Genomic DNA, 20,442 nt, shown 5'->3' with positions numbered 1-20,442 from the left:
AGCCGGTGACGCTGCGCCCCGTTGCGCAGCTGCGGGAAGACGGAGCCTATGCCGAGCGCGAGCACCAAACTGCAAGCCGCGGGAGCGGTCCGGGTCGGCATCGGCGGCTGGACGTTCGAGCCGTGGCGTGGCGTCTTCTATCCGGAGGGCCTGCCGCAGAAGCGGGAGCTGGAGTACGCCAGCCAGCACCTGACCTCGATCGAGATCAACGGCACCTACTACAGATCGCAGAAGCCGGAAAGCTTCGCGCGCTGGCGTGAAGAGACACCCGACGGCTTCGTGTTCTCGCTGAAGGGCACGCGCTTCACGACCAACCGTCGCGTGCTGGCCGAGGCGGGGTCCTCCATCGAGCGCTTCTTCGCCAGCGGCGTGATGGAGCTGAAGGAGAAGCTGGGGCCGATCAACTGGCAGTTCCTGCCCTCCAAGCAGTTCGACCCTGACGACTTCGAGGCCTTCCTGAAGCTGCTGCCGCGCAGCATCGACGGCCGCACCGTGCGCCACGTGGTCGAGGTCCGCCACGACAGCTTCCGCGTGCCGGCGTTCATCGCCCTGCTGCGCGCCTACGACGTGGCCGTGGTCCTCACGGACAAGGAAAGCTTCCCCGAGATCCCCGACGTCACGGCGCCGTTCGTCTATGCCCGGCTGCAGCGGTCGTCGGAAGATATCGAGACCGGATATGCCGCCAAGGCGCTGGACCTGTGGGCCGAGCGGGCCCGGACCTGGTCGAGCGGCGGCACGCCCGCCGATCTCGGCCTGATCGGCGAGCCGCAGAAGAAGGCGCCGGCTGCCCGCGACGTCTTCGTCTACATGATCAACGGCTTCAAGCCCAAGGCGCCGGCCGCCGCGATGGCGCTGATCGAGCGCCTGCCGCCGCTGGGCAACGCCACCGCCAAGCCGCCGGCGCCGCCGAAAAGCAAGACGCGCGCGCGACGGGCCGGCTGAGCCCGGCCAGCTCAGCGCCAGAGATTGCTGCGCGCCAGGTCGAGCACGTCATCGGCCCGGCCGTTCATCACGGCCTTGACCATGTAGAGGGTGAAGCCCTTGGCCATGTCCATGGTGACCTTGGGCGGGATCGCAAGCTCCTGGCGGTTCACCACGGCATCGACCAGCACCGGACCGGGATGGGCGAGCGCTGCCTTGATGCCGGGCTCGACGTCCGCAGCATCCTCGATCCGGATGCCGCGGATCCCCACCGCCTCCGCCATGCTGGCGAAATCGGGATTCTTCAACTCGGTGCCGGTGTTGAGGAACCCGGTCGACTTCTGCTCGAGCTCGATGAAGCCGAGCGCGCCGTTGTTGAACACCACGACCTTCACCGGCAAGCCGAGCTGGGCCAGGCTGAGGAAATCGCCCATCAGCATGGTGAACCCGCCATCGCCGCTGAGGGAGATCACCTGGCGCTGCGGAAAGGCGGCCTGCGCGCCCAGCGCCTGGGCCATCGCATTGGCCATCGAGCCGTGCCAGAATGAGCCCAGCAGCCGCCTCTTGCCGTTCATCGCCAGATAGCGGGCGGCCCACACGGTCGGCAGGCCGACATCGCAGGTGAACACCGCATCCTCGGCCGCGAGATCGCTGAGCGCCTTGGCGACCTGCTGCGGATGGACCAGCTTCTTGCCGGGCGTGCCCACCGCCAGATCGTCAAGGCCCCGCCGCGCCCGGCGATAGTGCTCCAGGGCCTGGTCGAGATGCCGGCGATCGTGCTTCTCCTCCAGGCGCGGCAGCAGAGCGTCGAGCGTGGTGCCGACATCGCCGACAAGCCCGAGATGGATCGGCGCCCGCCGGCCAAGCTGCTCGGGCCGGATGTCGACCTGCGCAATGCGCGCCGAGCCTTGCGGGTAGAACTGGCGATAGGGAAAGTCCGTGCCCAGCATCAACAGCATGTCGCAGTCGTTCATGGCGTAGTAGCCGGACGAGAAGCCGATCAGCCCGGTCATGCCGACATCGTAGGGATTGCCCCATTCCACGTGCTCCTTGCCCTTGAGGGCATGGACCATCGGCGCCTTCAGCCGTGCGCCCAGCGCCAGCAGCTGCTCGTGTGCGCCGGCACATCCCGATCCGCCCAGGATCGTCACCCGGCCGGCGCCGTTCAGCAGGTCGGCAAGCGCCTGGATGTCGTTCGCCTTGGGCACGACCACGGGCCGCGGCGGCGCGAGGTCGATGGTCGCCGGCGGCGCCGCCGGCGCTGCCGGCTGCAGCGCGACGTCGCCGGGTATCACGATCACCGACACGCCCCGCTGACCGATCGCCGTGCGCAGCGCGATATGCAGGCTGCGCGGCATCTGGCCGGCGCTGGAGACGAGCTCGCAGTAGTGGCTGCATTCCCTGAACAGCGTTTCCGGGTGTGTCTCCTGGAAATATCCGGAGCCGATCTCGGCCGACGGAATATGGGCCGCAATGGCCAGCACCGGCAGCCGCGAGCGGTGGCAGTCGAAGAGGCCGTTGATGAGATGCAGGTTGCCCGGACCGCAGCTGCCGGCACACACGGCCAGCGCGCCCGTGAGGTGCGCCTCGGCCCCGGCCGCGAACGCCGCCGCCTCCTCATGGCGGACATGGATCCAGTCGATCCTGCCTTGACGGCGCAGCGCGTCGGTCAGGCCATTGAGGCTGTCGCCGACGATGCCGTAGATGCGCTTGATGCCGGCGGCCGCGAGGGTCTCGGCGAACTGATCTGCGACGGTCGTCATGGTGCTGCTCCTGAACGATGACGCCGCAGCGTGGCCGGTGCATGATCCGGGCCGATGATCGCGCAATCGACAAAGCCTCGACGAGGCGCCGCCGCGAAAGATCGCAAGACTGCGCTGGCGCGAACGGTCCCGCAACGCCTCATCTGGGCGACCGAACGCCTCGATATCGCGCCGACCGACCGGCTTCTCGAGATCGGCTGCGGTCCCGGCGTGACCGTCTCGCTGATTTGTGATCGGCTGACGCACGGCACGATCACGGCCATCGACCGATCGTCCACGGCCATCGCTGCGGCCAAGGCCAGGAATCGGGATCACATCGCATCCGGCAGGGCCGCATTCCAGGCGACCGAGCTGGCCGCGGCGCGCTTCGAAAGCGCCAGCTTCAACAAGGCTTTCGCCGTGAACGTCAACCTGTTCTGGATCGACGCGGCGCGCGAGCTCGCCGTCATCGGCGATGCGCTCACGGCGGACGGCACGCTGACGCTGGTGTACCAGCCGCCTGCCGCAAAGCAGCGCCATGCCATCAGCCGAAAGCTGGCCCTGGCTCTCGAGGCCAACGGCTTTGTCGTCGCCGAGGTGCGCTCCACGGCGCCGGGCGCCCCGCCGCTGCTCGGCGTCACGGCGCGCATCACGCCGGCGCGCCGATGCCCGGCGCCAGCGGCGAAGGCCACCCTACGCCGTGGCAGGATTTGAGGTCTCTTTGGCATTTTCGCGCAGGACAGGATTGCTATCCTGGCGGCGTTCAACAGGAAGCTATCCGCCATGGCTCTGGATCTGCGGCCCAATTGTGAATGCTGCGACAGGGACCTGCCGCCGGCATCACCCCTGGCACGCATCTGCTCCTACGAGTGCACGTTCTGCGTCGACTGCGTCGACAACACGCTGCACAACGTCTGCCCGAATTGCGGCGGCGGGTTCGAGCCACGCCCGATCCGTCCGGCGACCGAATGGCGGCCGGGTCTTTCAGTAGCGAAGCGGCCACCCTCGATCAAGCGGGTGCATCTCGCCTTCAGCCTCGCCGAAGTCAGGGCACATGCAATGCTTATCCGGGAGATCGCGCCTGAAGACCGCTAGAATCACTGGTTGGTGACACACCTGTCATCCCGAGCGCAGCGAGGGATCTCCTGCGGCAGAGCGCACGGTGCGCCATTCGCGGGAGATCCCTCGCTGCGCTCGGTATGACAATCGTGACTCACTTTAGCAGGTCTAGGAATCACGCGACGGTGCGCTGTCCGCGGTTAACGCCCAACCACCGGTCACTTCACTTCCCAGAATCCTCCGATCGACCAGCGGTGCAGCTCCAGGAAGCTTTCGACGGTGGATGCCCTGCCGCCGACGATCACCGTGCCGCCGTCCTCGCTGACTTCCACGGCAAGCATGGCCTCCTTGTCGAGATCCCAGTCCCAACCCTTCAGCTTGTCCCCGGTATGTGGCCTGCGGCTCATTGGAATCTCCATCGAAGCCCAGCTGCACCGCCAACATCAAGCATTGCCCGAAACTTGCATAGGCTGTTAATGAAAATGAAGCACGAGGCGTGCAGCCTTTCCCAGTCCATTCCATCATAGTTCCGAAAGACGCCGATGCATCACGAAGCCACGCTGATCGCCACCGTCGCCATGGGGTTCGTGCTCGCGTTCGTCTTCGGCTTCATCGCCAATCGGCTCCGCCTCCCCCCACTGCTTGGTTACCTGGTTGCCGGCATTGCCGTGGGCCCGTTCACGCCCGGCTTTGTCGCCGATGTCTCGCTGGCCGGACAGCTTGCCGAGATGGGTGTCATCCTGCTGATGTTCGGTGTCGGGCTGCACTTTTCCATGGCTGACCTCATGGCCGTGCGCTGGATCGCCATCCCCGGCGCGATCGGCCAGATCGCGCTGGCGACAGCCTTCGGCGCCGGGCTCGCCATGGCCTGGGGCTGGAGCCTGGGCGCCGGCCTCGTGTTCGGTCTCAGCCTGTCGGTCGCCAGCACCGTCGTGCTGCTGCGCGCGCTCGAGGACCGCAACGCCCTTGAACACCCCAACGGGCGCATCGCCGTCGGCTGGCTGATCGTCGAGGACTTGGTGACCGTGGTGGCGCTGGTGCTGCTGCCCGCGCTCTCCGAGCTGCTGGGTGGCCGCCCCGACCCGCATGCCCCCGCCGGCGGCAGCGTGGTGATGACGCTCGCCATGACGCTGCTGAAGGTGGCCGCCTTCGTCGCCCTGGCCGTGGTTCTCGGCCCGAAGGTCGTGCCCTGGATGCTCAAGCAGGTGGCGCGCACCGGCTCGCGCGAGCTCTTCACGCTGTCCGTCCTGGCGATCGCGATGGGAATCGCCTACGGTTCGGCGACGCTGTTCGGGGTGTCCTTCGCGCTCGGCGCGTTCTTTGCCGGCGTCGTGCTTGCCGAGTCCGATTTCAGCCACCGAGCCGCCGCCAACTCGCTGCCGCTGCAGGACGCGTTCGCCATCCTGTTCTTCGTCTCGGTCGGCATGTTGTTCGACCCGTCGATCGTGGTGCGCGAGCCGCTGGCGGTGATCGCGGTGCTGCTGATCATCGTGCTGGGAAAATCCCTGGCGGCGCTGGCCGTCGTCGCGCTGCTGGGCTACCCGATCGCCACGGCGCTGACGGTCTCCGCGAGCCTGGCGCAGATCGGCGAGTTCTCCTTCATCCTGGCGGCGCTGGGCAAGAGCACCGGGCTGCTGCCGCCGGAAGGCCTCGACCTGATCCTCGCCGGTGCCTTGCTGTCGATCACGCTCAACCCGCTATGCTTTTCAGTCGTCGATGTCGTGCTGCCGCGGCTCAGCATGATCGCGACGATCCGCAACTACGGCGCCCGGCGGCTGGCCGCGCTGCAGGCCCAGCTCAACGCGCTGCGCGACCGCACCGAGGCCCGCGAGGCGGCACGCAGCCTGCAGATGAAGAACCTCGTCGATCTCTTCCCGATCTTCGGACACCTTGATCACGAAGCGCGCGAGGAGCTGCTGGTGCTGTTCCAGCCGCGCATGGCGTCGCCGGGCGACCGGGTGATCCGCAAGGGCGATCGGCCGGATGCGGCCTACTTCATCTCGGAAGGCGCGGTTCAGGTGACCATCGGCAGCCGCGAGATCCGCCTGGCGCCAGGCGAGTTCTTCGGCGAAATGGCGCTGCTGAGCGGTGAACGGCGATCGGCCGATGTGACGGCTGTCGACTTCTGCAGGTTCCTCACGCTCGACAGGCGCGACTTCCGGACATTCCTGAGCCGTCATCCGCAGCTGCGCGCCCATGTCGGCGAGCTGGCCACGAGGCGGGCGCAGGCGAACAAGGCCGACATGGAGGCTGCGGTTGCGACCTAGCCGTGCCCCGCCGTCCGGCGTCAGGCCGTCACCGCACCACGAAGATCCGTTGCGGCGACGGATCAGGCGCCCGATCGGCGCTGCGCTCCGCCAGATGGAAACCGAACCAGCCCGATGTCAGCATCAATGCAAATATGAAAGTGATTGTCAGTCGCTGGGCGCGCATTGCCGTGTCTCGTCGTCACCTGAAGACTGTACGCATGGACGTTCGCGATCGTCCCCGCAGGCGGTGGTTGGCGGCGCGGCTTCAGCGTCGTTGATGGGGCGCTTGCCCAGGCCAACCGGCAACGATGCCCCGCGCCGTCCTAAATTCTTCTATATTTTTCAACGCGTAAGGGTTTGGCGCGCCCGAGAAGATTCGAACTCCTAACCTTCTGATCCGTAGTCAGATGCTCTATCCAGTTGAGCTACGGGCGCCTGAGCCAAACCACGCCAGCAGACCCTGTGGGTGCCGGGCGAGGCGCGGAACCTACTCAAATCGCCCGGCCGACGCAAGCGGCTCGATGCCCTGCCGGGGCAGGACCTTCCAACTTTTCGCCATTGCCGGATGCCCGGCCCTTAGCGGGCCAATTCCGCCCTTTTTTCCTTTGAGCATCGCGCCGTCTTCGGTCAATCCCCGCCCGACATCCCGCCGAGGCATCGACGCTCATGGCGATCCGGATTTCTCTCGCCGCCACCCTTCTGGCGGCCTTGGCGCTCGCAGCCTGCAGCGACGCGGCCCCCGCGGGCCGGACGGCCGCCACGCGGACCGGCGCCGCGCCGGCGCCTTCGGGCGTGGCCGCAGCGCAATCCAGTCGCCTCGAGGCGCTGCGCACCTCGATCGGGCACGAGACCCAGGCCTACAACATCGCCATCGGCTTGATCACCGACCGGCTCCAGGCCGGCACGACCCCGACCAACCCTGAGCTGGTGACCCTCTGGAACGAGGCCCAGACCCACCTCGACAAGATCACCGCCGATCTCGGCCGGCTCAATGCGCTTGCCACGGAGGTCGCGCGGCCGGCGGTATCCAGCACGGCTCCGGGACGGGCCGGCGCGCCCACCGCCGACACAGGCCGCATGGCGCAGGGCCGGCTGGCAGCCGAGATCAACAGCGAGATCGCGCGTCAGAACAGCTTCCTGGCGGCCGAGCGTCCCCGTCTCGCCAATCTCGGCTATGCGGTCAGGGTCGGACGCCTGGGCACCGTGCGGACGGCCGGCTGAGCGGGCTTCACCGCCATGTGATCCACCCGGCCCACGGCCGCACGTCCGCAAGCAGCGCCGGCAGCGTACCCTGGCCGACGCCGACGACAGGAGCGCCGCCGTGATCCGCCATAACCTGCTCAGCCTGTGGGTCCTGCTGGCGTTGAGCCTTGCCGGCACCGTCGCCCAAGCGGCCGATCCGCCCGGCGAGGACGATCGGGCCGCGATCCAGGCGGTGATCGACAGCCAGATCGCGGCCTTCCGGCGCGACGACGGCGAGGCCGCCTTTTCCTATGCGGCACCCGCCATCCGGCACATGTTCGGTACCGTGGACAACTTCATGGCGATGGTGCGCGGCGGCTATCGCCCGGTCTACCGGCCCCAGGCCTACCATTTCGGCGCCGTCGCCGTGGTCGACGGCCAGATCGTGCAGAAGGTGCACATCGTCGGCCCCGACGGCGGCGCGGTCACCGCCTTCTACATCATGGAACAGCAGCCGGATGGCTCGTGGCGCATTGCCGGCTGCTCGCTGGGCGCCCCGGAAGAGCGGTCGGCGTAGGCCTCTCCTCCCGGCCTGCGGGCATGGATGCAGGCGACCACACGCATGGTGGCCATGCGGCTGCCACGATGGACGCCGCCGCCCTGCGCCCCTACGGTCCTGCCGACGAGAAAACGCCGCCGCACGACAGGCCTTCATTCCCGCGACCACGATGACAGATCGCACCGCACCGCCGACCAGGGCGATCGCGCTGCTGGTGCTCTTGACCCTGCTGTGGGGCACCAACTGGCCCTTGTTCCGCGTCGCGCTCAGCGAGCTGTCGGTGTGGAGCTTCCGGACGCTGGTCGTCGCCGTCTCGGCCGCCGCCCTGTTCGCCGTCGCCAAGCTGCGCGGCGAGTCGCTTGCCGTGCCGCGCCGGCTGTGGTGGCCACTGCTCGGGGCCTCGATCGGCAACCTGACGGTGTGGAACGTGGCCACGGCGCTGTCCGTGCTCTACCTGCCGTCAGGCCAGGCGTCGATCCTGGCCTACACCATGCCGCTCTGGCTGGCGCCGTTGTCGGCGATCTTCCTGGGCCAGCGCTTCACGCTGCGCATGCTGGCCGCGATCGTGCTGGGCGTCACGGCCGTGGTGCTGCTGATGGTCCCGAATTTCGCGGTCTACGCCGATGCGCCGCTGGGGCTCGCTGCCGGGCTGGTGGCCGGGCTGGCCTGGGCGGTCGGCACGGTGATCGTGAAGCGCACCGACTGGGGCGGCATGGGCCTGGCGCTCACGGCCTGGCAGATGCTGCTCTGCCTGCCACCGATCGTGGTCGGGTTCTTCGTGCTGGACGGGGCTTGGCCGCAGACCAGCGCGCTGACCATCGCCGTGTCGCTCTATATCGCGCTGGTACCGATGTCGATCGGCACGGCGACATGGTTCACGCTGGTCCACCTGCTGCCGGCCCAGGTCGCCGGCCTGTCGTCGGTCTCGGTCCCGGTCGTGGCGGTCATCGCCGGCGTGCTGCTGTTCGGCGAGCCGATGGGGCCGCTGCAGATCGCGGCGCTGGCCTGCACGGTCGCCGCCCTCTGGCTGGCGCTGATCCCGCCGCGGGCCGTTGCGGCCCGTGCCTAGGCCATGGCCGCGTCGCGCCGCGCCGTCCTGATGCTGCCGCTGCTCGCCCTGTTGTGGGGCGGCAGCTGGCCGATGTTCAACATCGTGCTCAGCGAGCTGTCGGTCTGGAGCTTCCGGGCCTTCGCTGTCAGCGGCGCCGGGCTGATGATGATGCTGGTCGTGCGCCTGCTGGGCATATCGATGGCGGTGCCGCCGGGCCGCTGGCGACCGCTGATGGCGGCGGCGCTGGGCAATATCTCGGTGTGGTACGTGGCCGCCACGGCAGCCATCCTCTACATCCCGTCGGGGCAGGCCGCCGTGCTCGGCTACACCATGCCGCTGTGGACCGCCCTGATCTCCGTCACCTTCCTGCGCGAGCCGCTGACCCGCCGCGTCGGGCTGGCGCTGCTGTTCGGGGCCGGCGCCGTGGCGCTGCTGGCATGGCCCAACCTGACGCACCTGGCCGGGGCGCCGCTGGGCATCGGCTTCAGCCTGCTGGCCGGCATCGGCTGGGCCGCCGGCACGCTGATCAACAAGCGCACCGACTGGGGCGGCCTGCATCCCCTGGCGCTGACCGCCTGGCAGCTCGTGATCGGCGCCGTCCCGATCATCATCGGCGCGCTGTTCTTCACCGATCTGCGGCCGTTCCTGCCCAGCCTCAAGGTCGTGGCCGTCGTGGCGTTCCTGTCGCTGGTGCCGACCGCGGTCGGCACGCTGATCTGGTTCCGGATCGTCGACCTGCTGCCCGCCGAGGTCGGCGCGCTGTCCTCGATCCTGGTGCCGGTGGTGGCGATGACCGGCGGCATCCTCGCGCATGGCGAGCCGTTCGGTCCGCTGCAGGCCGGCGCGCTCGCCTGCGCTGTCGCGGCCCTGTTCCTGGCCCTGACGCCGTCGCGCGCCGGCCGCGCCTGATTTCCTAGCCGACGCGCATCAGGCGCAGGCGGGGATCGAGCAGGTCGCGCAAGCCGTCGCCCATCATGTTGAGGCCCAGCACCGTGAGCGCGATGGCGAGGCCGGGATAGATCGCCAACCCTGGCGCGTCATAGAGATAGGTCTGCGCGTCGTACAGCATGCGGCCCCATGACGGTACCGGCGGCTGCGCGCCCAGCCCCAGGTAGCTGAGCCCGGCCTCGGCCAGGATCGCAGTGGCGAACTGGATCGTGGCCTGCACCAGCAGGACGCTGGCGATGTTGGGCAGCACATGGCGCACGGTGATCGTGAGCGGCCCCAGCCCCAGCGCCGATGCCGCGCGCACGAAATCGCGGCCCCACATCATCAGCGCCGCGCCGCGCGTGACCCGCGCGAACACCGGGATGTTGAAGATGCCGATGGCGAGGATGGCGTTGGTGGCGCTGGCGCCGAACACCGACGTGATCAGGATCGCCATCAGCACGGCCGGAAAGGCGAAGACCAGGTCGTTGAGCCGCGACACGACCTCGTCCAGCCAGCCGCGCCGGGCCGCCGCCCAGGCGCCCAGGCCCACCCCCAGGGCCATGCCGATCGACACCGCGATCAACCCGACGGTGATCGATGTCTGTGCGCCCACCATGATGCGCGACAGCACGTCGCGCCCACGGTGGTCGGTGCCCAGCAGCCACGTGCCGTCCGGCGGCTTGAGCTTCAGCGCCATGCGCAGATCGTCGTAGGGATGCGGCGTCCAGAAAAGGGACACCAGCGCCATCAGCGCCACCAGCAACACCAGCGTGGCGCCGATCAGGAACCCGACATGGCGCTGCGCGCGCGACCAGAAGGCGCTCATACGCTCACCTTCGGGCGCGGGTCGAGGATGACGTAGACCATGTCGACGAGCAGATTGACCAGCAGCACCAGCGCGGTCAGCAGGATCACCACGTTCTTGATCACGATCAGGTCGCGATTGCTGATCGAATCGAACACCAGCTTGCCGACGCCGGGCAGGTAGAAGACGGTCTCGACGATGATGGCGCCGGCCAGCAGGAAGCCCGCGATCAGGCCGGCGATGGTGACGATCGGGATCAGGGCGTTGCGCAGGGCGTGGCGCATCAGCACGTCGCGCTCGGCGACGCCCTTGGCGCGGGCAGTGCGGACGTAGTCCTCGCGCAGCGTGTCGAGCATCGACGAGCGCGTGACCCGCGACAGGATCGCGATCTCAGGCAGGCTCAATGACAACGCCGGCAGGATGAGCGCATGCAGCGAGCCCAGCGGGTCGGTGCCCCAGCCCGGGAAGCCGCCGGCCGGGAAGAGCTTCAGTGTCACCGCCAGGAACAGCGCCAGCAGGATTCCGAACCAGAAGTTCGGGATCGAGATCCCGACCTGCCCGAATCCCATCACCAGCCAGTCCGACATCCGTCCCCGCCGCGACGCCGCGAACACCCCCAGCGGAATGGCGACACAGGCGGAAAACGACAGCGCCAGCGCGCCCAGCGGCAGCGTGACCACGACGCGGTCGAGGATCAGCTTGGAGACCGGCGTGCCGTAGGCGTAGCTGTTGCCCAGGTCGAAGCTCAGCAAGCCGCCGACCCAGCTGACATAGCGTTCGAGCAACGGCCGATCGAGGCCCAGCTTGGCATGCAGCGCCGCCAGGGTATCCGGCCGCGCCTCGGTGCCCAGCATCACCAGCGCCGGATCGCCGGGCAGGACCTCCAGCACCAGGAACACCACGATGCTTGCCAGCGCCAGGGTCAGCAGCGCGGCAGCCAGGCGGCGAAGAAGAAAATCAAGCATGGTTCAGGCCTTCTCCCCGCCTGCGCGGGGAGAAGTGTCGAGCCTCAGAGCTTCCAGTGCACACCCGTCATGTCGATCGATGGCGTCGGCGAATCTTCCCACATGCCGATCAGGTTCTTGTTCCAGACGCCGACCTTGCCGAGCTGGTACAGGAAGCCGTTCACGGCATCGTCGGCGATGATCTTCTGCGCCTTCTTCAGCAGCTCGGTCCGCTTGGCCGGATCGACCTCCTTCACGACCGCCGCCCAGTTGTCCTTGAAGGCCTTGGAGTCGTAGCCCCAGTAGTAGCCGTCGCGGGCATAGCGATCGAGGTCGTTGGCCTCGGTGTGGGCCACGATGGTGAAGTCGTAGTTGCGGTCCTTGAACACTTCCTGCAGCCATTGCGGCCATTGCAGCTGCGTGATCGCAAGCTTGATGCCGATCTTGCCGAGCTGGCTGACGATGATCTCGCCCGAGCGCTGGGCATAGCCCACCGGCGGCAGCTTGAGGCTGGCCTCGAAGCCGTTCGGATAGCCGGCTTCGGCCAGCAGCTTCTTTGCCTTGGCGATGTCGAACGGATAGGTCTTCGTCAGGTCGACATAGGCCGGGTTGTGCGGCGGGAAGTGGCTGCCGATCGGCAGGGCGAAGCCGTTCTCGGCGGCGATCAGGTCGTCGCGGTTGATCGCATGCGCGATCGCTTGGCGCACCTTCAGCTCGCTCATCGGCTTCTTGGCGTTGTTGGTGGCCAGGATCGTCTCGCCTTCGGTCGAGCCGACGACGACGGCAAACCGCGGGTCGGCCTTGATCTGGTTCACCTGCTCGGGCGACTGGAAGCCGGGGAAGGTGTCGACGTCACCGGCCTTCAGCGCGTTGAGCTGCGCCGCCGAATCCTTGATGAACTTGAAGATCAGCGTGTTGAGCTTGATGGCGCCGGGGTCGCGATAGGTCGGCGCCTTCACCAGCACCACCGAGTCGCCTTCCTTGCGCTCCTTGAACATGAACGGACCGGTGCCGATCGGCTTGGTGCCGTTGGTGGCGGCGCTCTTGCGGCCCATGATGGCCGCGTCGCCGATGCCGACATTGTAGAGGAAGAAGGCGTCCGGGCCCTTCAGCGTCACGCGCACCGTGGTCGGATCCACCACCTCGACTTCCTTGATCGTGGTGTAGAGCGACTTGCCGGGCGCCGTGGCGTCGGGCGCCGACAGGCGGTCCAGGGTGAACTTGACGTCAGCCGCCTCGCACGGCTCGCCGTCATGGTACTTCACGCCCGCGCGCAGCTTGAAGACGAACTGGGTGCCGTCCTCGGAGACCGTCCAGCTCTCGGCCAGGCCGGGGATGATCGAGCCTTTGCGGTCGATCCGCGTCAGGCTCTCGTAGATGTTCTGGTAGGTGATCTCGCGGACCGCCGCGGCAGCGTTGAGGTTGGGGTCGAGCACCGGCGGCTCGAGCGACATGCCGATCACGACCACGCCGTCCTTGGCCCGTCCCGGCGCCTGCGCCCGCGCTCCCGGCGCCACCCCCAGCAGCGCCAAGGCGCTCGCGCCGCCAAGAAGTCCGCCCAGCTGCCGGCGGGTGAAATCGCTCATCTGCCTCTCCCTGACAACGCCGCCCCCGTGCGGCGATACTGAAGGCGGACCATAACAAGCCGCCGACGCATGGCCAATGGTTTGGCTTCCTAACGCCCGAACGTGTCGCGCCAGCTATGCGCGGCGCCAAGCGTCGTGGCGTGATAGACTGCCCGCGCGACGGCGCGGGCAAGGCAGTCGGCGGCGAGCGTGCCCAGCTCGCCGATCGCCATCGCATCGAGCGGCCGCCCGAGCCGGCCGGTGGCCAGCGCGAAGACCGAGTCGCCATCCTGCGGCGTATGCACCGGCCGGATGGCGCGCGCGAGCCCGTCCTGGGCCATCACCGCCAGCCGCCGGCACGTCGCCTTGTCGAGCCCGGCATTGGTCGCGACCACGGCGATGGTCGTGTTGCCGCGCGGATCGGTGGCGGCGGGCTCGGCTTCATGCGACAGCTCGCCGCGCCGATGCGACACGCGCAGCGCCAGGCCGCGCGGCGGCGGCGGCAAGCCGCCGAACTCGCTGCCCTGCTCCAGGGCCCAGGCCCAGAACTGGGGCAGGTCGCCCATGGTCGTGAAGCCGCGCGCATTGACCGCAACCAGCGCGCCGACCTGCAGGCCGGTCGTGGAATCAACGGCCGAGGCGCTGCCCAGCCCGCCTTTCAGATTGCCGGCCTTCGCGCCCAATCCGGCGCCTGAGTTGCCCAGGGCGAAATCCGCCGCCGCCGCATTCGCGGCGGCATGGCCCAGCTCGCGATAGGGTGGCCAGGCCCAGTCCTTGTCACCACCGTTCAACAGGTCGAAGAGGATGGCCGCCGGCACGATCGGCACCGCGATGGGGCCGACCGGCACGCCGCGACCATGCTCGCGCAGCCATTTCATCACGCCGTCCGCCGCCGACAGGCCGAAAGCGGAGCCGCCCGACAACGCCACCGCATCGACCGTATTGACCATGCATGACGGGTCGAGCAGGTCGGTCTCGCGCGTGCCCGGCCCGCCGCCGCGCACGTCGACCGACGCGCAGGCAGGCTGCTCGCACAACACCACCGTCGTGCCGCTGCGCACGCGGTGGTCCTCGGCATTGCCGACCAGAATGCCGTCGACGTCGGTGATCAGATTGCGTGGACCAGGTTGGAGCATGGGAGCCTCATGTCGGGGCCGGACGCTGCCAGCCGCTCGCCGCCGGGTCAATCATGGTGCTGGTTGCGTCCATCCCCCAGCCAGCGCACGCTTCGGCTTCCCTCGAGGAGCGACCATGACCGTGTTCCACAGTGGTGCGTTCAGCCGGCCCACGATCCGATGCCGATATCTTCTCGCTATCGCCGTCGTCGCGGGCGTTGCGCTGCCGGCGCTGGCGCGTGAGCCGGCGCCGCTCGCCCGGACGCACATGGTCGCCAGCGCCAACCCGATGGCTAGCGACGCCGGGCTGGCCATATTGCGTGCCGGCGGCTCGGCGGTCGATGCTGCGATCGCCGTGCAGCTGGTGCTGAGCGTGGTCGAGCCGCAGGCCTCCGGCATCGGCGGTGGCGGCTTCCTGATGCACTACGAGGCGCGCAGCCGGCAGGTGACCGCGTGGGATGGTCGCGAAACCGCCCCGGCCGGCGCCGAGCCGACCATGTTCCTCGCCGGCGACAAGCCGATGCCCTTTCCGCTGGCGGTGGTCTCGGGCCTGTCGGTGGGCGTGCCGGGCGCGATGCGCATGCTCGAGGCGGTGCATCGCCGTCACGGCAAGCTGGCGTGGCACGACCTCTTCGCGCCGGCGATCAAGCTGGCGGAAGACGGCTTCCCCGTGCCGCCGCGGCTGGCGCGTGCCCTTGCCACCGAGCCGGCCCTGCGCAACGACCCGCAAGCGCGCGGGCTCTATTTCAATGACGACGGCTCGCCGCGCCGGGAGGGCGAGGTCATGCGCAATCCGGCGTTGGCCGCGACCCTGCGCCTGCTGGCCAGCGACGGCGCCGACGCGCTTTACCGCGGCGCGCTGGCCGAGGCCATCGTCGCCGCCGTCCAGCGCGAGCCGCGGCCGGGATCGATGACGGCGGAGGATCTTGCCGCCTACCGGCCGCTGGAAAGGACACCGCTGTGTCGCGCCGTGGCCGCCGGCACCGATCTGACAGGTGCGACCATCTGCGGCATGGGTCCGCCGACCTCGGGCACCATCGCTGTGCTGCAGATCCTGGCCTTGGTGCCGCGCTACGACGATGCGCCGTCGGGCGGCAGCGACTGCCAGGACGCGCGCGCGCCGCAGCCGGGACATGCGCTTGCCGAAGCTGGCCGCCTGGCCTTCGCCGATCGCGACCGGTGGGTCGCCGACCCGGCCTTCGTTCCCGTGCCGGTGGACGGGCTCCTCGACGATGGATATCTCGACGGCCGCCGCGCCGCCATCGTCGCTTGCAGCTCGCTGGGCAAGGCGCATGCGGGGCAGCCGCCGGGCACGCCGGCATTGCCGCCCGTCGCGGCGCCGGTGAAGCCCGAGGCCGGGACCACGCACATGGCGATCGTCGATCGTGAGGGCAACGTCGTTTCGTTCACCACGACCATCGAATCCAGCTTCGGGGCGCGGCGCATGGTCGGCGGATTCCTGCTCAACAACGAGCTCACCGACTTCAGCCTGCTGCCGGCCGTCGACGGCCGGCCGGTCGCCAACCGCGTGCAGCCCGGCAAGCGGCCACGCTCGTCGATGACGCCGCTGATCGCGCTCGACCGCGACGGCCGCTTTCTCTTCGCGATCGGCTCGGCCGGCGGTCCGCGCATCATCGGCGACGTGGCGCAGGCGACACTGCGGCTGCTGCACGATCCCGCGCAGACCATGCAGGCGGCGATCGCCGGGCCACGCCTGCTCAATCTCAACGGCGTGACCGAGGTCGAGGCCGGCCCTACCGCCGAGGCGACGGCAGCCGGCCTGCGTGCACGCGGCCATGAGGTGCGCATCGTATCCCACCAGGGCGGGCTGCAGGGCATCCGCGCGCGCTACGATGGCGCGGGAAAGCTCATGGGCTATGAAGGCGGCGCCGACCCGCGTCGCGACGGCGTCGCCGTGGGTGATTGAGGATCAGGCACCCACCGCCGCGCCGCCGGCGTTGCCCTTCCACATCAGGTCGCAGGCGCGCTGATCGGCGAGTTCCATATCGATCAGTCCGTAAGCGTCGCCGCTGCTGCGCCGAGGAGCAACCATCGCGCTTCTGCGCGGAACCACTGATGCTCGGCTGCATGCACCTTCGACATCACCCCAGATCATCACGCCGACATCTTCACTGTCATCCGATCTCCTGCGCCGGGCATGCCGACAGGGCGCAGTGATGTGCACTGTTTCGCCTTCGACAACCGCATGAGGGCACGCTAGTAGAACCTCGATGCGTTTGCTGCGCGCCAATAGAGCGGCCTCAGGCCGGAGTCGTTCATGTCAAAATACCCCAGCGTCCTGATGCGGGCCGGCGAAGACCGCCGGTTGCGGCAGGGCCATCCATGGGCCTTCTCCAACGAGATCCTGATGGAGCCGGCGACCAAGGCGCTGCCTCCGGGCTCAGCCGTGGTGCTGCGCGCTGCCGGTGGCGATGCGCTGGGCGTCGCGACATTCAACCCGCACTCGCTGATCGCCGCGCGCCTCGTGTGCAGCAACGGCGATGCACGCCTGGACCGCAGCCTGATCGAAGATCGCCTGGCAACGGCGCTGCAGCTGCGCACGCGTCTCTACGCCGGCGTGCCGCACTATCGGCTCGTGCACGCTGAGGCGGACGGCCTGCCTGGACTGATCGTCGATCGCTACGGCGACGTGTGCGTCATGCAAGCCAACACCGCCGGCGTGGACCGCCTGACGGACGATATCCTCGCGGCGCTCGATGCGGTGGTGGCGCCATCGGCCGTGCTGCTCAAGAACGATTCGCCGGCACGTAAGCTGGAGGGCCTGCAGCTCGAGACCCGCATCGTGAAAGGCGAGGTGCCGGGCCCGATCGACCTGATCGAGAACAGCGCGCGCTTCGTCTGTGATCCGGCGGGTGGCCAGAAGACCGGGTGGTTCTTCGACCAGCGCGACAACCGCGCCATGGTCGCCGCCTTCGCCGGAGGCGCGCGGGTGTTGGACACCTATGCCTATGCCGGCGGCTTCGGCGTGCTCGCCGCCGTCAATGGCGCCGCCGAGGTGCATCTCGTGGACCGCTCGCAGCCGGCCCTGGACCTGGCGCGGCAATCGGCCGAGCTGAACGGCGTCGCCGCGCGCTGCCACGTCACGCGCACCGAGGTATTCGATGAGCTGGCACGTCTCGACAAGCTGCGCGAACGCTTCGATATCGTGATCTGCGATCCGCCGGCCTTCGTGAAGAGCCGCAAGGATCTCAAGCCCGGCGCCCAGGGCTATCGCAAGATGACCCGGCTGGCGGCGCCGCTCGTGGTCAAGAGCGGCCTGCTCTTCGTGGCCTCGTGCTCGCACCTGGTCGACCCGCCGCTGTTCGCCGAGCAGGTCAAGCGCGGCCTGCACGATGCCGGGCGCGAGGCCCGGGTGCTGCGCGCAACCGGTGCCGGCATGGACCACCCCGTGCACCCCAGCCTGCCGGAGACGGCTTACCTGAAGGGGCTGCTGCTGGCGCTGGACTAGGCACCGCTGCCGTCCTCGAATCCAGCGCCCGGCATGAACGAGCGACCGACACCGGCTCCCGGCCTCGAGCTGCGTGGCCGGCGTGCCTGGACCCTGGTGTGGGGCATGTCGGTGGCGCAGCTCATATCCTGGGGCACGCTCTACTACGGCTTCACCGTGCTCGTCGTGCCGATGGAACGCGAGCTCGGCTGGTCGCGGACCGATCTCAACGCCGCATTGTCGATCGGCCTGCTGACGTCGGGCCTTTGCGCCTTCGCCGCCGGCGTATGGATCGACCGCAACGGCGCCCGCGGCCTGATGACCGCGGCGTCGCTGGCCGGCGCGCTGCTGCTGGTAGCATGGTCCTGGATCGGAGCGCTCCACGCCTTCTACGCGACATGGGCCCTGATCGGCATCGCGATGGCCGGCACGCTCTATGAGCCAGCCTTCGCGGCCATGACCCGTACCTTTCCACGCGACTTCCGCCGCGCCATCACGGCGCTGACCCTGGTCGGCGGGTTCGCCAGCACCGTGTTCGTCCCCATCACCCAGCTCATGGTCGACCATATCGGCTGGCGCCAGGCCCTGCTGGTGATGGCGGCCTGCAACCTGGTCTGCGCCGCGCTGCATTGGTTCCTGATTCCGCCAGTGGCCGCCGCCGAGCGGACCCGCAACGCCCCGCAGGATCGCGCGGCGCTGCGTGCCGCGCTGCGCCGCCCTGCCTTCTGGGGACTGGCCGTGTGCTTCACGGCCCTGAGCCTGGTCTTCACCGCCGTCGTCTTCCATCTGGTGCCCATGATGCTGGAGGGCGGCCTGCCGATGGCCACCATCGTGGGCGGCTACGCCATTATCGGCCCGATGCAGGTGGCGGGACGCCTTCTGGTCGTGTGGTTGTCGCGCTATGTGTCGACCCGGGTCATCGGCACGGCCTCGTTCGTGCTCTACCCGATCGCCCTGGCGGTGCTGATGCTGCCGGCCAGCGGCACGTCGCTGATCGCGTTCGCGATCCTCTACGGGCTGCCCAACGGCATCGTGACCATCGTGCGCGGCACCATCGTGCCCGAGCTGTTCGGCGCCGCCGCCTATGGCGCGATCAGCGGCGCGCTGGCGACACCCAGCATCCTGGCGCGGGCCGCCGGGCCGTTCCTGATGGCGCTGCTCTGGGCGGCGACCGGCAACTACCGCCTGGTGGTATGGACGCTCTTCGGCCTGGCGGTGATCGCCGTGGCTTTCTGGATCACCGCGGCCTCATCGAGGCGAGCCTAGGTTCGGGTCGGGTTCAGCGGCAGCGTGAAGCGGAACGTGGCGCCGGCAGTGCCGTTGGCCACCAGCGTGACCTCCCCGCCATGCGCGCGGATCAGCTCGCGGGCGATGGCCAGGCCGAGGCCGGAGCCGCCCGGCCGGCCGCCGGCGGCGAAAGGCCGGAACAGGCTGGGCTCGATATGTGCCGGCACGCCCGGCCCGTCATCGGCCATATCGACGACGACGAGCCCGTCCTGCTGCTCGGTGCGTATGGTGACGCCGCGCGCGCCGGCCTCGAAGGCATTGCGCCCCAGATTGAAGATGGCGCGAAACAACAGCGTGCGGTCGGCGGTCACGGACAGGGACGGATCGACGTCGTTGCACCAGTCGCGCAACAGGTTGGGGTCGGCCGATTCGCCCTGCTCCAGAAGCTGTACTCCGACCTCGTCGACCAGGTCGGCAAGCTCGAATGCGGTTCGCTTCGGCGTCGGCCGGCCGCGGGCATATTCCAGCGTGTCGGCGCACAGCTTCACCGCGCGATCGATCGAGGCGAACATCACGGGCGCCAGCGCGCGCACCTTGGGATCGTTGCTGCGCGCCAGCTTGTCGGTCAGCAGCTGCGTCGTCGCCAGCATGTTGCGCAGGTCATGATTGATCTTGCTCATGGCGGCGCCCAGCTCCGCCAGCCGGGTCTTCTGCTGCAGCGCCGCCCGCAGCTCGCGCTGCATGCTCTCGAACTCGCGCTCGACGATGCCGATCTCGTCGTCGCGCTGCACCGGCGGCCGCGCGGTGGCCTCATCCTCGGGATTGCGGCGGAAGGCGATCATCTCCGCCGACACGTGCTGCAGCGGCCGCACGATCAGCCACCGCAGCGCGATATACAGCAGCCCGGCGGTGAAGCCGGCGATCATGATCGACAGGATCAGGATGCGCTTGGCATAGTCATACATCCCGATCCGCATCGGCAGCTCGTCGAGATAGACATAGACATGGAAGGCCGGCATGCGATTCGAGCGGCCGCCGACGCGCAGCTCGTAGCTGCCCGACCGCGCCATGGCCTCCAGCGCATCCCAGATCAGCTCCATGACGCTGGCATCGACCAGCTCGACGGTGCCCGCCGCCTGCGGCAGGCCCGGCGGCATCAGGGCACGCTTGGGCTTGCCGGGTTCGATGACTGTGACCGCATCGACCCGCGCATGGTTGAGCAGCGTGCGTGTCAGACGCTCGTCGATCATGTTGTCGGGCGTGGCGTCCAGGGCCAGGGTCGCGAGCGTCCCCGCCTCGATACGCTCCTCCAGCCAGGTCAGGCGGAACCGCGCGATCGAGGGCAGGAACAGCGCCACCTCGGCCGTCATGACGGCCAGGACGACCAGCGCCAGGATCCGCGACGAGAGGCCGAATCCCAGCCCACCCCAGCGCCGGCGCGGCGCGGTGGTCGGCGTCGGACGGGCGGTGTCGGTGCTCGCCATGCGCGATGGACAGTAGCCGACCCGGGGCACCGCGCCTAGCAGCCTGTCGGACTTGAGCCGAGAGCTGGAATGAGATTCATTATCGAGGGTTGATATTGGCTCGAGCCAGCGTGGTTGTGATGAGTAATTTCCGCCAAGTTGATCGTCAGACCGATTTTTTG

Annotated in this window: 19 protein-coding genes and 1 tRNA gene; 11 read left to right on the top strand and 9 right to left on the bottom strand. The window is 68.7% G+C overall.

Annotated elements, in window-relative coordinates; translation table 11 throughout:
• Nucleotides 1-48 precede the first annotated feature (48 nt).
• A complete protein-coding gene (locus FHP25_RS27030; RefSeq protein WP_147850097.1) occupies nt 49-942 on the top strand; it encodes a DUF72 domain-containing protein in 894 nt (297 codons plus the stop codon).
• Between the two features lie 11 nt (nt 943-953).
• Here the strand turns inward: FHP25_RS27030 and poxB are convergent, their stop codons facing one another.
• On the bottom strand, nt 954-2,684 hold the full coding sequence (poxB, locus tag FHP25_RS27025) for a ubiquinone-dependent pyruvate dehydrogenase (RefSeq protein ID WP_147850096.1): 1,731 nt from the start codon (nt 2,682-2,684) through the stop codon (nt 954-956).
• Nucleotides 2,685-2,738: 54 nt separating this feature from the next.
• Here poxB and FHP25_RS27020 point away from each other — a divergent pair, with 54 nt between their 5' ends.
• Together FHP25_RS27020 and FHP25_RS27015 are read left to right on the top strand one after the other, a co-directional pair.
• Complete coding sequence (locus tag FHP25_RS27020) at nt 2,739-3,377, top strand: class I SAM-dependent methyltransferase (protein WP_147850095.1); 639 nt, start codon at nt 2,739-2,741, stop codon at nt 3,375-3,377.
• 69 nt (nt 3,378-3,446) lie between these two features.
• Nucleotides 3,447-3,758, top strand: a complete 312-nt coding sequence (locus FHP25_RS27015; RefSeq protein WP_147850094.1) for a DUF1272 domain-containing protein — start codon at nt 3,447-3,449, stop codon at nt 3,756-3,758.
• Nucleotides 3,759-3,940: 182 nt separating this feature from the next.
• Here the strand turns inward: FHP25_RS27015 and FHP25_RS27010 are convergent, their stop codons facing one another.
• The gene (locus FHP25_RS27010) at nt 3,941-4,129 is read right to left on the bottom strand and encodes a hypothetical protein (protein WP_147850093.1); all 189 of its coding nucleotides are present in this window, start codon (nt 4,127-4,129) and stop codon (nt 3,941-3,943) included.
• A 135-nt stretch (nt 4,130-4,264) separates the two neighbouring features.
• Here FHP25_RS27010 and FHP25_RS27005 point away from each other — a divergent pair, with 135 nt between their 5' ends.
• Nucleotides 4,265-5,989, top strand: coding sequence for a cation:proton antiporter domain-containing protein (locus FHP25_RS27005; RefSeq protein WP_147850092.1), 1,725 nt, complete (start codon nt 4,265-4,267; stop codon nt 5,987-5,989).
• A gap of 340 nt (nt 5,990-6,329) precedes the next feature.
• On the opposite strand, the gene FHP25_RS27000 is transcribed toward FHP25_RS27005, so the two are convergent.
• Nucleotides 6,330-6,406: transfer RNA gene (locus FHP25_RS27000), tRNA-Arg, on the bottom strand.
• A 231-nt stretch (nt 6,407-6,637) separates the two neighbouring features.
• Between FHP25_RS27000 and FHP25_RS26995 the strand changes: the two genes are divergently transcribed.
• The 4 genes from FHP25_RS26995 to FHP25_RS26980 all read left to right on the top strand — a co-directional run bounded on the left by FHP25_RS26995 (nt 6,638) and on the right by FHP25_RS26980 (nt 9,672).
• On the top strand, nt 6,638-7,192 hold the full coding sequence (locus tag FHP25_RS26995; RefSeq protein WP_147850091.1) for a hypothetical protein: 555 nt from the start codon (nt 6,638-6,640) through the stop codon (nt 7,190-7,192).
• Nucleotides 7,193-7,292: 100 nt separating this feature from the next.
• A complete protein-coding gene (locus FHP25_RS26990; protein ID WP_218578622.1) occupies nt 7,293-7,730 on the top strand; it encodes a DUF4864 domain-containing protein in 438 nt (145 codons plus the stop codon).
• A gap of 151 nt (nt 7,731-7,881) precedes the next feature.
• Nucleotides 7,882-8,781, top strand: a complete 900-nt coding sequence (locus tag FHP25_RS26985; RefSeq protein ID WP_178133806.1) for a DMT family transporter — start codon at nt 7,882-7,884, stop codon at nt 8,779-8,781.
• A gap of 3 nt (nt 8,782-8,784) precedes the next feature.
• Nucleotides 8,785-9,672: a DMT family transporter gene (locus FHP25_RS26980; RefSeq protein ID WP_147850088.1), complete on the top strand. Its 888-nt coding sequence runs from the start codon at nt 8,785-8,787 to the stop codon at nt 9,670-9,672.
• 4 nt (nt 9,673-9,676) lie between these two features.
• Here FHP25_RS26980 and FHP25_RS26975 read toward each other — a convergent pair whose 3' ends face one another.
• The 4 genes from FHP25_RS26975 to FHP25_RS26960 form a co-directional block, all read right to left on the bottom strand.
• Nucleotides 9,677-10,519: an ABC transporter permease gene (locus FHP25_RS26975; protein ID WP_147850087.1), complete on the bottom strand. Its 843-nt coding sequence runs from the start codon at nt 10,517-10,519 to the stop codon at nt 9,677-9,679.
• The gene (locus FHP25_RS26970) at nt 10,516-11,463 is read right to left on the bottom strand and encodes an ABC transporter permease (protein WP_147850086.1); all 948 of its coding nucleotides are present in this window, start codon (nt 11,461-11,463) and stop codon (nt 10,516-10,518) included. Before FHP25_RS26970 ends, FHP25_RS26975 begins: the two co-directional genes overlap by 4 nt.
• A gap of 44 nt (nt 11,464-11,507) precedes the next feature.
• Nucleotides 11,508-13,028 (bottom strand): ABC transporter substrate-binding protein, encoded by a 1,521-nt coding sequence (locus FHP25_RS26965; RefSeq protein WP_147850085.1) that lies wholly within the window; start codon nt 13,026-13,028, stop codon nt 11,508-11,510.
• 89 nt (nt 13,029-13,117) lie between these two features.
• Nucleotides 13,118-14,143, bottom strand: a complete 1,026-nt coding sequence (locus tag FHP25_RS26960; RefSeq protein ID WP_147850084.1) for a P1 family peptidase — start codon at nt 14,141-14,143, stop codon at nt 13,118-13,120.
• 115 nt (nt 14,144-14,258) lie between these two features.
• Here FHP25_RS26960 and FHP25_RS26955 point away from each other — a divergent pair, with 115 nt between their 5' ends.
• On the top strand, nt 14,259-16,049 hold the full coding sequence (locus FHP25_RS26955) for a gamma-glutamyltransferase family protein (protein ID WP_147850083.1): 1,791 nt from the start codon (nt 14,259-14,261) through the stop codon (nt 16,047-16,049).
• A gap of 3 nt (nt 16,050-16,052) precedes the next feature.
• Here FHP25_RS26955 and FHP25_RS40940 read toward each other — a convergent pair whose 3' ends face one another.
• Nucleotides 16,053-16,373 carry a hypothetical protein gene (locus FHP25_RS40940; RefSeq protein ID WP_178133805.1) on the bottom strand — a complete coding sequence of 107 codons (321 nt, stop codon included), beginning with the start codon at nt 16,371-16,373 and terminating at the stop codon, nt 16,053-16,055.
• A 27-nt stretch (nt 16,374-16,400) separates the two neighbouring features.
• Between FHP25_RS40940 and FHP25_RS26945 the strand changes: the two genes are divergently transcribed.
• Complete coding sequence (locus FHP25_RS26945; RefSeq protein ID WP_147850081.1) at nt 16,401-17,591, top strand: class I SAM-dependent rRNA methyltransferase; 1,191 nt, start codon at nt 16,401-16,403, stop codon at nt 17,589-17,591.
• A gap of 33 nt (nt 17,592-17,624) precedes the next feature.
• Nucleotides 17,625-18,836 (top strand): MFS transporter, encoded by a 1,212-nt coding sequence (locus FHP25_RS26940; protein ID WP_147850080.1) that lies wholly within the window; start codon nt 17,625-17,627, stop codon nt 18,834-18,836.
• On the opposite strand, the gene FHP25_RS26935 is transcribed toward FHP25_RS26940, so the two are convergent.
• A complete protein-coding gene (locus tag FHP25_RS26935) occupies nt 18,833-20,281 on the bottom strand; it encodes a sensor histidine kinase (protein ID WP_147850079.1) in 1,449 nt (482 codons plus the stop codon). The two genes, FHP25_RS26940 and FHP25_RS26935, sit on opposite strands and share 4 nt — an antisense overlap.
• Nucleotides 20,282-20,442: the final 161 nt, after the last annotated feature.

Origin of the sequence: Vineibacter terrae, assembly GCF_008039615.1 — a bacterium.
Classification (GTDB): domain Bacteria; phylum Pseudomonadota; class Alphaproteobacteria; order Reyranellales; family Reyranellaceae; genus Vineibacter; species Vineibacter terrae.
This window is presented reverse-complemented; position numbering and strand designations above follow the sequence as displayed.

Coding starts and splice junctions, on each gene's coding strand:
- FHP25_RS26995 (WP_147850091.1), top strand. CDS start 6,638: ATGGCGATCCGGATTTCTCTCGCCGCCACCCTTCTGGCGGCCTTGGCG.
- FHP25_RS27030 (WP_147850097.1), top strand. CDS start 49: ATGCCGAGCGCGAGCACCAAACTGCAAGCCGCGGGAGCGGTCCGGGTC.
- FHP25_RS26955 (WP_147850083.1), top strand. CDS start 14,259: ATGACCGTGTTCCACAGTGGTGCGTTCAGCCGGCCCACGATCCGATGC.
- FHP25_RS27005 (WP_147850092.1), top strand. CDS start 4,265: ATGCATCACGAAGCCACGCTGATCGCCACCGTCGCCATGGGGTTCGTG.
- FHP25_RS26965 (WP_147850085.1), bottom strand. CDS start 13,028: ATGAGCGATTTCACCCGCCGGCAGCTGGGCGGACTTCTTGGCGGCGCG.
- FHP25_RS27015 (WP_147850094.1), top strand. CDS start 3,447: ATGGCTCTGGATCTGCGGCCCAATTGTGAATGCTGCGACAGGGACCTG.
- FHP25_RS27010 (WP_147850093.1), bottom strand. CDS start 4,129: ATGAGCCGCAGGCCACATACCGGGGACAAGCTGAAGGGTTGGGACTGG.
- FHP25_RS26985 (WP_178133806.1), top strand. CDS start 7,882: ATGACAGATCGCACCGCACCGCCGACCAGGGCGATCGCGCTGCTGGTG.
- FHP25_RS26980 (WP_147850088.1), top strand. CDS start 8,785: ATGGCCGCGTCGCGCCGCGCCGTCCTGATGCTGCCGCTGCTCGCCCTG.
- FHP25_RS26970 (WP_147850086.1), bottom strand. CDS start 11,463: ATGCTTGATTTTCTTCTTCGCCGCCTGGCTGCCGCGCTGCTGACCCTG.
- FHP25_RS26935 (WP_147850079.1), bottom strand. CDS start 20,281: ATGGCGAGCACCGACACCGCCCGTCCGACGCCGACCACCGCGCCGCGC.
- poxB (WP_147850096.1), bottom strand. CDS start 2,684: ATGACGACCGTCGCAGATCAGTTCGCCGAGACCCTCGCGGCCGCCGGC.
- FHP25_RS26975 (WP_147850087.1), bottom strand. CDS start 10,519: ATGAGCGCCTTCTGGTCGCGCGCGCAGCGCCATGTCGGGTTCCTGATC.
- FHP25_RS26960 (WP_147850084.1), bottom strand. CDS start 14,143: ATGCTCCAACCTGGTCCACGCAATCTGATCACCGACGTCGACGGCATT.
- FHP25_RS27020 (WP_147850095.1), top strand. CDS start 2,739: ATGATCGCGCAATCGACAAAGCCTCGACGAGGCGCCGCCGCGAAAGAT.
- FHP25_RS26940 (WP_147850080.1), top strand. CDS start 17,625: ATGAACGAGCGACCGACACCGGCTCCCGGCCTCGAGCTGCGTGGCCGG.
- FHP25_RS26945 (WP_147850081.1), top strand. CDS start 16,401: ATGTCAAAATACCCCAGCGTCCTGATGCGGGCCGGCGAAGACCGCCGG.